General features: G+C 70.1%; 11 protein-coding genes. 7 read left to right on the top strand and 4 right to left on the bottom strand.

The annotated features are described in order from the left end of the window. Positions 1-37: 37 nt before the first annotated feature. Together LG388_RS07880 and LG388_RS07875 are read left to right on the top strand one after the other, a co-directional pair. On the top strand, positions 38-661 hold the full coding sequence (locus tag LG388_RS07880; RefSeq protein ID WP_225782309.1) for a TetR/AcrR family transcriptional regulator: 624 nt from the start codon (positions 38-40) through the stop codon (positions 659-661). A 282-nt stretch (positions 662-943) separates the two neighbouring features. Next, positions 944-3145, top strand: coding sequence for a malate synthase G (locus LG388_RS07875; protein WP_225782308.1), 2202 nt, complete (start codon positions 944-946; stop codon positions 3143-3145). Between the two features lie 87 nt (positions 3146-3232). Here the strand turns inward: LG388_RS07875 and LG388_RS07870 are convergent, their stop codons facing one another. Beyond that, complete coding sequence (locus LG388_RS07870) at positions 3233-3646, bottom strand: surface-adhesin E family protein (RefSeq protein WP_225782307.1); 414 nt, start codon at positions 3644-3646, stop codon at positions 3233-3235. 53 nt (positions 3647-3699) lie between these two features. Between LG388_RS07870 and LG388_RS07865 the strand changes: the two genes are divergently transcribed. After that, a complete protein-coding gene (locus LG388_RS07865; protein ID WP_370630117.1) occupies positions 3700-4056 on the top strand; it encodes a cysteine-rich CWC family protein in 357 nt (118 codons plus the stop codon). Here the strand turns inward: LG388_RS07865 and LG388_RS07860 are convergent. After that, positions 3987-5339 carry a putative zinc-binding metallopeptidase gene (locus LG388_RS07860; protein WP_225782305.1) on the bottom strand — a complete coding sequence of 451 codons (1353 nt, stop codon included), beginning with the start codon at positions 5337-5339 and terminating at the stop codon, positions 3987-3989. The two genes, LG388_RS07865 and LG388_RS07860, sit on opposite strands and share 70 nt — an antisense overlap. A gap of 170 nt (positions 5340-5509) precedes the next feature. Between LG388_RS07860 and LG388_RS07855 the strand changes: the two genes are divergently transcribed. The 4 genes from LG388_RS07855 (at position 5510) to LG388_RS07840 (ending at position 11446) form a co-directional block, all read left to right on the top strand. Continuing rightward, positions 5510-6955: a DHA2 family efflux MFS transporter permease subunit gene (locus LG388_RS07855; RefSeq protein ID WP_225782304.1), complete on the top strand. Its 1446-nt coding sequence runs from the start codon at positions 5510-5512 to the stop codon at positions 6953-6955. A 103-nt stretch (positions 6956-7058) separates the two neighbouring features. Further along, complete coding sequence (locus LG388_RS07850; protein ID WP_225782303.1) at positions 7059-8204, top strand: ABC transporter substrate-binding protein; 1146 nt, start codon at positions 7059-7061, stop codon at positions 8202-8204. 62 nt (positions 8205-8266) lie between these two features. Further along, entirely contained in the window at positions 8267-9034 is a 768-nt protein-coding gene (locus LG388_RS07845; protein ID WP_225782302.1) for a class II glutamine amidotransferase, read from the top strand. 195 nt (positions 9035-9229) lie between these two features. Next, the gene (locus LG388_RS07840) at positions 9230-11446 is read left to right on the top strand and encodes a TonB-dependent siderophore receptor (RefSeq protein ID WP_225782301.1); all 2217 of its coding nucleotides are present in this window, start codon (positions 9230-9232) and stop codon (positions 11444-11446) included. Positions 11447-11578: 132 nt separating this feature from the next. On the opposite strand, the gene gshB is transcribed toward LG388_RS07840, so the two are convergent. Beyond that, a complete protein-coding gene (gene gshB / locus LG388_RS07835) occupies positions 11579-12532 on the bottom strand; it encodes a glutathione synthase (RefSeq protein WP_225782300.1) in 954 nt (317 codons plus the stop codon). Further along, the gene (locus LG388_RS07830; protein WP_225782299.1) at positions 12529-13791 is read right to left on the bottom strand and encodes a benzoate/H(+) symporter BenE family transporter; all 1263 of its coding nucleotides are present in this window, start codon (positions 13789-13791) and stop codon (positions 12529-12531) included. Before LG388_RS07830 ends, gshB begins: the two co-directional genes overlap by 4 nt. Positions 13792-13808: the final 17 nt, after the last annotated feature.

Genomic DNA, 13808 nt, shown 5'->3' with positions numbered 1-13808 from the left:
CTGCCCTAACGCAAATTCTTAGCGTTAATATGCCGCCATGCACCCGTCCCGTCCCATTGCCCCCCGCCCCGGCGGCCGCAGTGCGCGCGTGCAGGAAGCGGTGCACCGCGCCACGCGCGAGCTGCTGGCCGAGCACGGCCGCGAGGCGCTCACTGTGCCGCTGATCGCCGCGCGCGCCGGCGTCACGCCCTCCACGGTCTACCGCCGCTGGGGCGACCTCGACGACCTGCTGGCCGACGTCTCGGTCGAACGGCTGCGGCCCGACGGCGAGCCGGCGGACACCGGCAGCCTGCGCGGCGACCTGCAGGCCTGGGCCGAGCAGTACAACGAGGAAATGGGCTCCGACCTGGGCCGCGGCATGCTGCGCGACGTGCTTTCGGCCCTCTCGCCCGCCGACCGCCCGGCCTGCCGCTGCGCCGCCTTCACGGCCGCGCAGATGGAGGTGATGCTCGAGCGCGCCCGCGCGCGTGGCGAGGCGGTGCCCGGCGTGCAGCGCGTGATGGACCATCTGGTGGCGCCGCTGGTGTACCGTCTGCTGTTCACCACCGCGCCGGCTTCTGCGGAAGAGATCGCGCACTGGGTGCGGCAGTGCGTGGACGCACCCGCCCCCCCTGCCGTGCTGACGCGAACGCGGCCCCGGCGCCCGCAGGCGCCGGCCTGACGGAGGGATCCGGCCCCGGCCGGCGCCGCGAACAGGGGGCCTGCCGGCACGGGCCTGCCCGGCATCCCTGGCGTTCGGGCCCTAGCGGCGGGTCCGTGCCCCCGGGCGCTCATGGCCGGTCGATTACCATCTTTTTTGTCACAAATAATCAGATGGACTGGGGATTAATCTTCAGCCACGTATCTAATAAAGTGAGGCCACAGCGTGGCCGCTTTGCCGACCGCCGCGCGATTTCCCGTGTTTCAACCGCTTGCGCGGCACCGCCGCATACCGAGAACGCCCATGACCGCACGCACCACGACCCAGCGCCTCCAGGTGGCCACCGAGCTGTACCGCTTCATCGAAGACAAGGTGCTGCCCACGGTCGGCCTGCACAGCGAAGCCTTCTGGAAGGGCTTCGACGCCATCGTCCACGACCTGGCGCCCAAGAACGCCGCCCTGCTGGCCGAGCGCGACCGCATCCAGCTGGAAATGGACGCCTGGCACAAGGCGCACCCGGGCCCGATCGCCGACATGCCGGCCTACCGCGTCTTCCTCGAGAAGATCGGCTACCTGCTGCCGCAGCCGAAGGGCGTGAAGGCCACGACCGCCAACGTGGACGCCGAGCTGGCCCAGCAGGCGGGCCCGCAGCTGGTGGTGCCGATCCTGAACGCACGCTATGCGCTGAACGCCGCCAACGCGCGCTGGGGTTCGCTGTACGACGCGCTGTACGGCACCGACGCCATCCCGGAAACCGACGGCGCCGAAAAAGGCAAGGGCTACAACCCCGTGCGCGGCGCCAAGGTGATCGCCTTCGCCCGCGAAGTGCTGGACCAGGCCGCACCGCTGGAAAACGGCTCGCACAAGGACGCCACGGGCTACAGCGTGAAGGACGGCCAGCTGGTCGTCGCGCTGCACAGCAGCAGCACACGCCTGAAGGACGCGGCCGCCTTCGTCGGCTACCAGGGCGACGCGGCCCACCCCTCGTCGGTGCTGCTCCGGCACAACGGCATCCACCTCGACATCCAGATCGACCGCAGCACGCCCATCGGCAAGACCGACCCGGCCGGCGTGAGCGACGTGGTGCTGGAGTCGGCCCTGTCCACCATCCTGGACCTGGAAGACTCCGTGGCCGTGGTGGACGCCGAGGACAAGGTGCTCGCGTACAGCAACTGGCTGGGCATCCAGCTGGGCACGCTGACCGAGGAAGTGAGCAAGGGCGGCAAGACCTTCACCCGCCGCCTGAACGCCGACCGCGTGTACACGGCGCCCGACGGCTCGGGCCCGGTCACGCTGCACGGCCGCTCGCTCATGTTCGTGCGCAACGTGGGCCACCTGATGACCAACCCGGCGATCCTGTGGGGCCCTTCGGAAGCGCCCAAGGAGATCCCCGAGGGCATCATGGATGCGGTGATCACCACCGCGATCGCGATGGCCGACCTGCAAGGCAAAGGCGCCAACGGGCTGCGCAACTCGCGCACCGGCAGCATCTACATCGTCAAGCCGAAGATGCACGGCCCGGCCGAGGTGGGCTTCGCCAACGAGCTGTTCGGCCGCGTCGAGCAGATGCTGGGCCTGGCGCCCAACACCGTGAAGCTGGGCATCATGGACGAGGAGCGCCGCACCAGCGTGAACCTGCAGGCCTGCATCGCGGCGGCGCCGGCGCGCGTGGCCTTCATCAACACCGGCTTCCTCGACCGCACGGGCGACGAGATGCACACTGCCATGCAGGGCGGCCCGATGCTGCGCAAGGGCGACATCAAGGGCACGAAGTGGATCGCCGCCTACGAGCGTAACAACGTGCTCACCGGCCTGAACTGCGGCCTGCGCGGCCGTGCGCAGATCGGCAAGGGCATGTGGGCCATGCCCGACCTGATGGCCGAGATGCTCAAGCAGAAGATCGGCCACCCCAAGGCCGGCGCCAACACCGCCTGGGTGCCCTCGCCCACCGCCGCGACGCTGCATGCGCTGCACTACCACCAGGTGAACGTGGCCGAGGTGCAGAAGGAGCTGGAGAAGACCGACGCGGAAGGCCAGCGCGACGCGATCCTCAACGACCTGCTGCAGGTGCCGATCACCGCCACGCCCAACTGGAGCGAGGCCGAGAAGCAGCAGGAGCTGGACAACAACGTGCAGGGCATCCTGGGCTACGTGGTGCGCTGGATCGACCAGGGCGTGGGCTGCTCCAAGGTGCCCGACATCCACGACGTCGGCCTGATGGAAGACCGCGCCACGCTGCGCATCAGCAGCCAGCACATCGCCAACTGGCTGCTGCATGGCGTCGTCACCAAGGAGCAGGTCAACGCCACCTTCGAGCGCATGGCCGCCGTGGTCGACCAGCAGAACGCCGGCGACCCGCTGTACCGCAAGATGGCCGGCAACTTCGCCACCAGCGCCGCCTACCAGGCTGCGCAGGACCTGGTGTTCAAGGGCGTCGAGCAGCCCAGCGGCTACACCGAGCCGCTGCTGCACGCCTGGCGCCTGAAGGTGAAGGCGGCGGGCTGACCGGCTCGCGCCTTCGGCGAAGCATGAACAACGGCGCCCCAGGGCGCCGTTGTTCATGAGGCGGGCCGCGGCCTGGCGCGAAGCGGTTCAGGAAGCCGGGCAGGCGGCGCGGATGATGCGCTCGGTCGGGTTGGGCTGCACGTCTCGAAAGCGCATGGGCGGGCGCGGCTCGTCGTAGTGGGCGTCCTGCACCGGCCCCTCCCACAGCGGCTGCACGAACATGCGAAGGTTCAGGTACTCGCCGCGCCGCTCCTCGCACAGAATGCGCACCTGTGCGGTGTACGAGCGGTAGGGCACCCCGTCCCAGTTGTTGCGCAGGCGCGCGCGATTGACGCGGATGTGGAGCGTGCGCGAGTCGGCGCTGCGGTCCAAGGCCACAGGGTTGACCTGCACCGTGTCCAACCCGGCCTGGCGCGGATCGCCCGTGAGGGTGAGCCAATCGTCCGCCGCCCACGCGCTGTGCGCGATCAGGCAGCCAGCCAGCAACAGGGCCCGCTTCACGGCATCTTTCTCCTGGGTGTGTCGACCTGCGGACGATTCTAGGAAGCGGCGCGATGCCCGCGCCTTGCACGCGCACAATGTTTGACATGGCTCACGCACCTGCCCCCGCCCTCCATCCCGCGCAATGCCCGCTGTGCGGCCACGGCAACCATTGCGGCGTGCAGGCCGCGCGCGAGGCCGGCCGGCCCCTCCAGGACGCGGCCTGCTGGTGCATGGCGGTTCGGGTGCCGGCGAGCCTGGTTGCGCGCGTGCCCGCCGCCGCGCGCGGGCGCAGCTGTCTGTGCGCGGCCTGCGTGGCCGCGGCGCGGCAGGCGGACCCGGCCGCCCGAGAAGGCGCTCTTCACGCCGGGGCGCCGGGCGAGGCAGCCGCCGGGGCCATCGCTGCCGGCCCCTGCGCGGGCGGCGCCTGATCGTCCGCCGCCCCGGGCGCCGGTGGAGCCGCCTGCGCCTCGCGCTGCGCCGCCACCAGCTGGTGGATGAACTGCAGCTTGCCCACCGCCGCATGCGGCAGCACGAAGGGGTAGTAGTCGGGCTGGCCCATGCTGCGCGACAGCTCGTTGAGCACGTTGGTCAGCCGCACCCAGCCGTTGAGGAAGTCCAGGAAGGCCTGGGCGCCCGCGTGCTCGGGCTGCCACAGGTCCTTGAGCTCGAACAGGTCGCTGCTCAGTTCCACGTTGGCGGCGTTCACGCCGAAGCTCAGCGCGGTGTCCACCGTGTCGGCCATGTGCAGGTAATGGGCCCAGGTCTCGGCCCAGTCCTCCCACGGGTGGGTGCTGGCGTAGCTGGTGACGTAGCGCAGCGCCCAGTCGGGGGGCGGCCCGTGGTCGTAGTGCGCGCGCAGCGCGGCGGCGTAGTCCTGCGTTTCGTCGCCAAAGAGCGTGCGGAAGTCCTCGTGCCAGGCCGTGTTGGCGACGAGCAGGTCCCAGTAGTAGTGGCCGATCTCATGCCGGAAATGGCCCAGCAGCGTGCGGTAGGGCTCGCGCATCTCGGCCCGGATGCGCTCGCGCACGGCGTCTTCGGCTTCCTCGGCATTGAGGGTGATGACCCCGTTCTGGTGGCCCGTCATCACGTGCGGCTGGCCGGGCAGGCTGGACAGGAAGTCGAAACTCATGCCGTGCACCGGGTCGGTGAAGCGCGTGTGCACGGGCAGCCCCAGCGCCAGCAGCTGCGACAGCAGCCGGCGCTTGGCGCTCTCGAGCTTGCGCCAGTGCTCGTCATTGCCCGCGATCGACAGGTCGGGAATGGTGCGCGTGGTGCTGCAGGCCAGGCAGAAGCCCTCGGCCAGGTCGGCCGCATGGTCGCCCGTGCCGCCCTGGCCGGCCGGCAGCGGCACCATCCAGTTGCAGCCGGCGGCGGTCTCGAAGTTGGCGCAGCGTCGCCAGGCCGGGCCCTGCGGGTCGTCGTGCACGGCCCAGGTGCCGGGCTCGGCGCCCGGCGTGAGCGGCACCACGCCCAGGCGCTCGATCACGTAGCCCAGCGCCGTGCCGCAAGCCAGGCACTGGCTGTTGCGCAGGTAGACCGGGCGGCCGCACTGGCATTCGTAGGCGCGGCTGACGCTGGGCGCGGTGAGCGTGTCGGCCAGGCTGGCCGCTTCGCCGGCCGGGGCGGCAGCGGGGGTCCCCGCCGGGGAAGCCGCAGCGTCCTCGGGGGCGGCGGGCGGCGCGGCGTCGGCAGCGGTCGGCGGTGCAGTCATGCGCGGAATCTCCCTGCGGCACGGGTTGGAGCTGTTGTGTGTGCGCCGGATCGGCCGGCCGGGCCATTGTGGACAGGTGCCTTCGCCGGCGCGCCCGCCGCAAGCCCGATATGCTCGTAGGACAGGCCCGATGACTCCCTCCACCCCGCCCCGACCCCGCCGCCCCGCCGATGCCGCAGCGCCACGGCCCCCGCTACCGCTGGCTGCTGCTGGTGTCGGTGATGGTGGGCGTGATGGCGTCCATCATGTCCTCCACCATCGTCAATGTGGCGATCCCGGGCCTCAGCCACCACTTCCAGCTGGGACAGGAGCGCGCACAGTGGGTCAGCTCCGGCTTCATGGTGGCCATGACGGTGTCGATGCTCACCACGCCCTGGCTGCTGGCGCGCTTCGGCTACCGCGCCACCTACATGGGCACCATGGCCGCGCTGCTGGCCGGCGGCCTGCTGGGCGGGCTGGCCCAGCATTACCCGCTGGTGCTGGCCGCGCGCGTGATCGAAGGGCTGGCCGCGGGCGTGGTGCAGCCCATCCCGGCCATCATCATCCTGCGCGCCTTCGAACCGCACGAGCAGGGCCGCGCCAGCGGCCTGTTCGGCATGGGCGTGGTGCTGGCGCCGGCCATCGGGCCCAGCATCGGCGGCGTGCTGGTCGACCTGTTCGGCTGGCGCTCGATCTTCTTCATGGTCGTGCCCTTCTGCATCGCCTCGCTGGGGCTGGCCTGGAAATACGTGCCGACCACCGCGCCCGGCGGCGTGGCGGCCAGCCGCGGCAGCCAGCTGGACTGGCGCGGCATGCTGATCGCCACCGTGGGCACGCTGTGCCTGCTCAACGGCCTGGTGGAACTGCGCGGCGACACGCCCTGGCACGGCCTCGTGCTGATGGCGCTGGCGGCCGGCGCGCTGGCGGTGTTCATCGCCTGGCAGAAGCGCCTGGCCGAACGCGGCGGTCAGCCGCTGATGGCGATGGGGCTGTTCCGCTTCCGCGCCTTCGCCATGGGCTGCGTGGTGGCCTTCATCTACGGCACGGCGCTGTTCGGCTCCACCTACCTGCTGCCGGTGTACATGCAGGTGGCGCTGCACCTGTCGGCCTCGCACGTGGGCACCATCATGCTGCCGGCCGGCATCGTGCTGGCCTTCACCATCGCCGGCGTGGGGCGGCTGGCCGACCAGCAGCCCACGCGCCGGCTGGTCAGCATCGGGCTGGCGCTGCTGGCCGCGTCCTTCGCGCTCATGCTGCTGCTGGGGCTGGATGCTTCCCTCTGGTGGCTGGCGGGCATCGTGGTCATCGGCCGGCTGGGCCTGGGCTTCATCCTGCCCTCGCTGAACCTGGGCGCCATGCGTCCGCTGGACAAGCCGCTGATCCCGCAGGGCGCCAGCGCGATCAGCTTCCTGCGCCAGCTGGGCGGTGCGGCCGGCGTGAGCCTGTGCGCTGTGGTGCTGGAATGGCGGTTGGCCGAGCATGGGGATTCGCTCACGAACCCGCTGAGCAGCGCCGCGCGCCTGGCCGCGTTCAACGAAGTCTTCCTGGTGCTGGCCGCGCTGTGCCTGCTCGCGCTGTGCGCGGCGTGGCAGCTGCGCGAGCCGGCGCGCGCCGACGCGGCACCCGCAAAGCCTTGAAGCCCTGGCCGCGAAGGCAGGGACTCACTTTGCAGGGGAAACACCAAGTGTGAAATAGTTCCTATCAGTATCCAATTGTTTCTCAATTCCAACGAGAGACAGCATGGAACGAAGGAGTTTCCTGGCGGCGGGCGCCGTCGCCGGCAGCGCCGCCTTGGGCGGCAGCCGCGCCTGGGCGCAAGGGGGTGGCGTGTCCGACACCGAAATCGTGCTGGGCCAGACCGGCATCCTCAACGGCCCGCTGGGCGCGCCGATCCGGGTGGTGCTGGCCGGCGCGCAGCTGGCCTTCGACGCCGTCAACGCCCAGGGCGGCGTGGCCGGCCGGCGCGTGCGCATGGTCTCGCTCGACGACGACCTCTCGCCCGAGAAGGCGGTGGCCAACTACAACGCGCTGCTGAACCAGCACCAGGCCTTCGCCTTCTTCTGCTGCGTGGGCTCGGGCACCACGGCAGCCGCGGCGTCCTTGCTGACGCAGACCGGCGTGCCCATGGTGGCGGGCTACGCGGTGTCCGATTCGGCCCGCACCAAGGCGGGCGGCGCGGCGTACTTCGTGCGCGCCACCTTCGCGCGCGAAGCGCAGGCGCTGGTCCAGCACCTCACGACCATCGGCGTGTCGCGCATCGCGATCGCGGCGCTGGACAACCCGGGCGGCGCCGAGGTGATCCAGCTTGGCGAGGCGGCGCTGGCCGCCCAGCAGCTCAAGCCCGTGGCCGCCGTGTCGGTGAAGGGCGATGCTTCCAACGCCGCCGCGGCCGGCAAGACGCTGGCCGAGAGCAAGGCGCAGGCCGTCATCATGTACCTGGGCGGCACCGTGGGCGGCGAGCTGATGAAGGGCGCCGCCGCGGCCGGCGGCCAGAGCCAGATGTTCTACGGCATGTCCATCGTGCCGGGCGACCTCACGGCCAAGCTGGTCGGCAAACAGACCAGCGGGCTGGCCATCTCGCAGGTGGTGCCCTACCCCTGGAGCGAATCGGACGCGCAGACGCGCGAGTACCGCACGCTGGCCGAACGCTCGCAGGTGCCGGTGGGCTACCTGAGCTTCGAGGGGTACGTGAATGCGCTGGTGATGATCGAGGCGCTGCGCCGCGCCGGGCGCGAACTCACGCGGCCCCGGCTGCATGCCGCGCTCAGGACGCTCAAGCTGCGCGTGGCGGGCATGGACGTGGACTTCACCGGCAACGGCGGCAACACCGGCTCGCGCTTCATCGAGCTGGTGCGCGTGACGCCGGAAGGGCGCTTCCTGCGCTGAAGGTCGCGGCCGGCCCGCGCGGCGGGGCGCCGAACGGCGCTCAAACGTGTCTAATCGGCCGCATGTGCCAATTGCTAGGGATGAACTGCAACACGCCCACCGACGTGCAGTTCAGCTTCACGGGATTCGCCCAGCGCGGCGGCCGCACCGACCACCATGCCGACGGCTGGGGCATCGCCTTCTTCGAGGACCGCGGGCTGCGCCACTTCGTGGACCATGCACCGGCCTGCGATTCGCCGGTGGCCGAGCTGATCCGCCGCTACCCCATCAAGAGCCGCAACGTCATCGCCCACATTCGCAAGGCGACGCAGGGCGAGATCAACCTGCAGAACTGCCACCCCTTCGTGCGCGAGCTGTGGGGCCGCTACTGGGTCTTCGCGCACAACGGCGACCTGAAGGACTTCCACCCGCGCCTGCACGGGCACTTCCGCCCCGTGGGCAGCACCGACAGCGAGCGCGCCTTCTGCTGGCTGATGCAGGAGCTGGCCAAGTCGCATGCCGACGTGCCCAGCGTGGAGGAGCTGACGCTGACGCTGCGCGAACTGGCGCCGCAGATCGCGCGCCACGGCACCTTCAACTTCATGCTCAGCAACGGCCAGGCGCTGTGGGCCCATGCGTCCACGCACCTGTGGTCCATCGAGCGCCAGCATCCCTTCACCGAGGCGCGGCTGGCCGACGAGGACCTGTCCATCGACTTCGCGCAGCACACCACGCCGCAGGACCGCGTGGCCGTGGTGGTCACGGCGCCGCTGACCACCAACGAGACCTGGACGCCCTTCGCGCCCGGCGAGCTGCGCGTGTTCCGGGATGGTCGGCAAATCGGGCGCTGAGTCCGGGCGCTCGGCGCCAGCGTGCTCCGGCTCGCCCACTTGCGGGACGCCCGCCGCTTGGCGCTCTCTGCGCCTGCCTGGGCCCGTACACCGGCACCCATTTGCGCTGCGGCTGACATACACAGACAAAAAGTATCAGCGCCGCCTCGACGCAATAAAATAATAACAATTCTCATTTGCTATTCGGCTTCGCGCATGTCCTCCCCTTTCCCCGCCCTCCACCCCTTGAGCATCGCCCTGTGGCTGGCGCTGCCTGCGCTCGCCGCCCAGGCGCAGACGCCCGCGCCCGCCGAAGCCCAGCCCGCCGTGTCGGCCGGCACCCTGAGCGCCGTGACGGTGGAAGCCAGCGCCGACGCCAGCGCCGAAGGTCTGGCCAAGCCCTACGCCGGCGGACAGGTGGCCCGTGGCGGCCGCGTCGGCATCCTGGGCACGCAGGACGTGATGGACACGCCCTTTTCCAGCACCAGCTACACCAACGAGCTGATCCAGGACCAGCAGGCGCGCAGCGTCGCCGACGTGCTGCTCAACGACCCGTCGGTGCGCCAGGCGCGCGGCTTCGGCAACTTCCAGGAGCTGTACGTGGTGCGCGGCTTCCCGGTGTATTCCGATGACGTGGCGTACAACGGCCTCTACGGCATGCTGCCGCGCCAGTACATCGCGTCGGAGTTCTTCGAGCGCGTCGAGGTCTTCCGCGGCGCCAACAGCTTCCTGAACGGCGCAGCCCCCTTCGGCAGCGGCATCGGCGGCGCCATCAACCTGCTGCCCAAGCGCGCGCCGAACGAGCCGCTCACGCGCATTGGCGTGGGTGTGCAGACCGGCGGCCAGGCCTATGTCAACACCGATCTGGCCCGCCGCTTCGGCCCGGACCAAAGCACCGGCATCCGCATCAACGCCGTGCGGCGCGAAGGCGGCACCGGCATCGGCGACGAGAGCCAGAAGCTCAGCGCGCTGGGCGTGGGCTTCGACTGGCGCAGCCGCAACGTGCGCCTGTCGGCCGACCTGGGTTACCAGAGCTACGAGTTGCGCGAAGGCCGTCCCAGCGTCACGCCGCTGGCGTCGGTGCCCATTCCGCGGGCACCGGAGTCGAGGACCAACTACGCGCAGCCCTGGACCTATTCGGACGAGACCGACAAGTTCGCCACGGTGCGCGGCGAAGTCGACATCACGAACAACATCACAGCCTGGGCCGCAGGCGGCATCCGCCGCAGCTCGGAAGACAACGTGCTGTCGAACCCGACGATCAGCAATGCCTTCGGCGCCACCAGCAACACCCGCTTCAGCAACACGCGCGAAGACAAGGTCGGCACGGGCGAGATCGGCGTGCGCGCGAAATTCGCCACGGGCTCGGTGAGCCACAGCGTGGTCGCCTCGGCCGCCACCTTCAGCAACGACCGCGACAACGCCTATGCCATCTCGGCCGGCAGCGTGCGCAACAGCATCTACCAGCCCTACGATTCGTTCTACCCCGTGGCGAACGGCGCCTTCGTGGGCAACCGGCTCAGCGATCCGCGCCTGACGGACAAGATCAAGACTTCCAGCATCGCCATCGCCGACACGATGGGCTTCTTCGACGAGCGCCTGCTGGTGACGCTGGGCGCGCGCCGCCAGACCATCGATCAGGAGAACTACGCGTACAACACCGGCAAGCTGAACAGCGCCTATGACAAGAGCCGCACCACACCGGTGGCCGGCGTGGTGTTCAAGGTCACGCCGCAGCTGTCGGCCTACGCCAGCTACATCGAAGCGCTGGTCAAGGGCAACGTGGCGCCCACCACGGCCAACAACCTGCCGGTCACCAACGGCGGCACCATCTTCGCGCCCTACCAGTCCAAGCAGAAGGAAGTGGGCCTGAAGTACGACGGCGGCAGCATCGGTGCCAGCGCCGCCTTCTTCACCACCGCCCAACCGCAGTTCTTCGTCGTGAACCAGACCTACGGCGCGAACGGCGAGCAGCGCAACCGCGGCCTGGAACTGTCGGTGTATGGCGAGCCGGTCAAGGGCCTGCGCCTGCTGGGCGGCCTGACCCTGCTCGACGCCGAGCAGCGCCGCACCGCGGGTGGCGCCACCGACGGCCGCGACGTGATCGGCGTGCCCAGGCAGCAGCTGAACATCGGCGCCGACTGGGACGTGCCGGGCGTGCGCGGCCTGGCCATCAACGCCCGCCTGCTGCACACGTCCAAGCAATACGCCAATGCCGCCAACACGCTGGAAGTGCCGGCCTGGACGCGCTTCGACCTGGGTGCGCGCTACCTGATGGACATCGGCAACGGTCGCACGCTGACGTTGCGCGCCCGCGTGGACAACCTGTTCGACAAGAACTACTGGGCCTCGGTCGGCGGCACGCAGGGCTCCAACTACCTGATGATGGGGTCACCGCGCACCTTCGCGCTGAGCGGCACGGTCGACTTCTGACCGTGGCGGCACGGGTCGACTCGCTCGGCCCTCGCGCCCGTCAGGCGCGTATCAGCGACATGCGCGCCGCAAAGCCAAAAGGCCGGGTTTCCCGGCCTTTTGCATCAAGCGAACTCCGCAGTGTCGGCGGGATCAGCGCGGCGCGCTCAGTCGCTTCTCCAGCGCGTCGATGAACATCGCCGGCACGTTGAAGCCGGTCTGGTCCGTGATCTCCTGGAAGCAGGTCGGGCTGGTCACGTTGATCTCGGTCACGGCGTCGCCGATCACGTCCAGGCCGATCAGCAGCAGCCCGCGCGGCGCGAGCTTGCGGCCAATGACTTCGGCGATCTCGCGGTTGCGCGGCGTGAGCGGCTGCGCCACGCCCTTGCCGCCGGCCGCCAGGTTGCCGCGGACCTCGGTGCCCTGCGGAATGCGCGCCAGCACGAAGGGGACCGGCACGCCGTCGATGATGAGGATGCGCTTGTCGCCTTCCGCCACGGCGGGCACGAAGCGCTGCACCATGATCGTTTCGGCGCCGTCCTTGTTCAGTGTCTCGATGATCGAGCCCAGGTTCAGCGCATCGGCCTTCACGCGGAAGATGCCCATGCCGCCCATGCCGTCCAGCGGCTTGAGGATGATGTCCTGGTGCTCGGCATGGAAGGCCCGCACGTCGGCCGCGCTGCGCGTGACCAGCGTAGGCGTGATGAACTGCGCAAACTCCATGATCGCGAGCTTCTCGGGGTGGTCGCGCAGCGCACGCGGGCTGTTGACCACGCGCGCGCCCTCGCGCTCGGCCTGCTCCAGCAGGTGCGTGGCGTAGATGTACTCGGCGTCGAAGGGCGGGTCCTTGCGCATGAGCACCGCGTCGAAGTCCTTGAGCGCCACGCGCTCGACCGCGTCTTCGGTGAACCACGCGTCCGGCTCGCCCGTGAGCGTGATCCGGCGCACCGTGGCGGTGACGAGCCCGCCCGACACCCAGTTCATGTCCTGCGGCAGGCAGGCGGCCACGCGGTGGCCGCGCCGCTGCGCCTCGCGCATCATCGAGAAGGTGGTGTCCTTGTAGATCTTGAAGTGCTCGAGCGGATCGGCGACGAAGAGGAGGTTCATGGTGCGTTCTTTTCCGTGGCGGCAGCATTCGCCGCCTTCTGGTCCAGCCGGATCTTGCACGCAGGCGCAATGGCTTTGCCGCCCTGGGTGCTCTTGCCGCGCCCCAGCTGCTGCACCGCCAGCGCCAGCGCGCCCGCCACCACGCCCCAGAAGGCCGAGCCGATGCCGGCGATCGTGACGCCCGACAGCGTGACCAGGAAGGTGATGAGGGCGGCCTCGCGGTGCGATTCCTCGCGCACCGCGGCGGCCAGCCCGCCGCCGATGGTGCCCAGCAGCGCCAGGCCCGCGATGGCGGCCACCAGCTCCTTGGGAAAGGCCGTGAGCAGGCCCGTGACGGCCGCGCCGAACAGGCCGATCAGCACATAGATGGCGCCGCAGCTCACCGCCGCCGTGTAGCGCCGCGCCGGGTCTTCGTGCGCCTCGCGGCCCATGCAGATGGCCGCCGTGATGGCGCTCAGGTTGAGCGCATAGCCGCCGAAGGGCGCCAGCAGCAGCGTGGCCACGCCGGTCATCGTGATCAGCTTGCTGATCGGCATGTCGTAGCCCGCCGCACGGATGGCCGCCACGCCCGGCAGGTTCTGCGAGGCCATGGTGACGACGAAGAGCGGCAGCGCCAAGCTCACCACGGCCTGCCAGCTGAAGGCCGGCATCGTGAACACCGGCATCGCCAGGCTGAAATGCACGGCCGACCAGGCCAGCTCGCCGCGCAGCGCGCAAAACACGATGGCTGCCAGCAACGTCAACGGCACGGCATAGCGCGGCATGGCGCGCCGCCCGGCCAGGTAGGTGCCCAGCATCAGCAGCACCAGCGGCAGCGCCGTCTGCGCCGCCTGGAACGCGGCCAGGCCGAAACGCGCCAGCACGCCCGCCAGCAGCGCCGAGGCAATGGCCATGGGAATGCGGTTCATCACGCGTTCGAACCCGCCCGTGACGCCGGCCAGCGTGATGAGCAGCGCGCAGACGATGAAGGCGCCCACCGCCTCGTTCATCGAGAAACCCAGCCCGGCCGTGGCCAGCACCGCGGCGCCCGGCGTGCTCCAGGCCACCATCACGGGCTTCTTCAGCCACAGCGAGGGCAGCGCGGACGTCAGCCCCATGCCGATGCCCAGCGCCCACATCCAGGACGCGATGACTTCCGGCGTCGCACCGAAAGCCTGCGCGGCCTGGAACACGATCACCACCGAACTCGTGAACCCCACGAGCACGGCCACGAAGCCGGCCGTGAAAGCCGAGAGGCTCAGGTCTCTGAAGAAGCGCATCGGATGATTGTCTCCCG

This window comes from Xenophilus sp. Marseille-Q4582, assembly GCF_916700565.1.
Classification (GTDB): Bacteria; Pseudomonadota; Gammaproteobacteria; order Burkholderiales; family Burkholderiaceae_C; genus Xenophilus.
This window is presented reverse-complemented; position numbering and strand designations above follow the sequence as displayed.

Excerpts from the sequence above, each read along its gene's own strand:
- LG388_RS07860 (WP_225782305.1), bottom strand. The coding sequence starts at position 5,339 with ATGACTGCACCGCCGACCGCTGCCGACGCCGCGCCGCCCGCCGCCCCC.
- LG388_RS07880 (WP_225782309.1), top strand. The coding sequence starts at position 38 with ATGCACCCGTCCCGTCCCATTGCCCCCCGCCCCGGCGGCCGCAGTGCG.
- LG388_RS07850 (WP_225782303.1), top strand. The coding sequence starts at position 7,059 with ATGGAACGAAGGAGTTTCCTGGCGGCGGGCGCCGTCGCCGGCAGCGCC.
- LG388_RS07840 (WP_225782301.1), top strand. The coding sequence starts at position 9,230 with ATGTCCTCCCCTTTCCCCGCCCTCCACCCCTTGAGCATCGCCCTGTGG.
- LG388_RS07830 (WP_225782299.1), bottom strand. The coding sequence starts at position 13,791 with ATGCGCTTCTTCAGAGACCTGAGCCTCTCGGCTTTCACGGCCGGCTTC.
- LG388_RS07865 (WP_370630117.1), top strand. The coding sequence starts at position 3,700 with ATGCCCGCGCCTTGCACGCGCACAATGTTTGACATGGCTCACGCACCT.
- LG388_RS07855 (WP_225782304.1), top strand. The coding sequence starts at position 5,510 with ATGCCGCAGCGCCACGGCCCCCGCTACCGCTGGCTGCTGCTGGTGTCG.
- LG388_RS07845 (WP_225782302.1), top strand. The coding sequence starts at position 8,267 with ATGTGCCAATTGCTAGGGATGAACTGCAACACGCCCACCGACGTGCAG.
- gshB (WP_225782300.1), bottom strand. The coding sequence starts at position 12,532 with ATGAACCTCCTCTTCGTCGCCGATCCGCTCGAGCACTTCAAGATCTAC.
- LG388_RS07875 (WP_225782308.1), top strand. The coding sequence starts at position 944 with ATGACCGCACGCACCACGACCCAGCGCCTCCAGGTGGCCACCGAGCTG.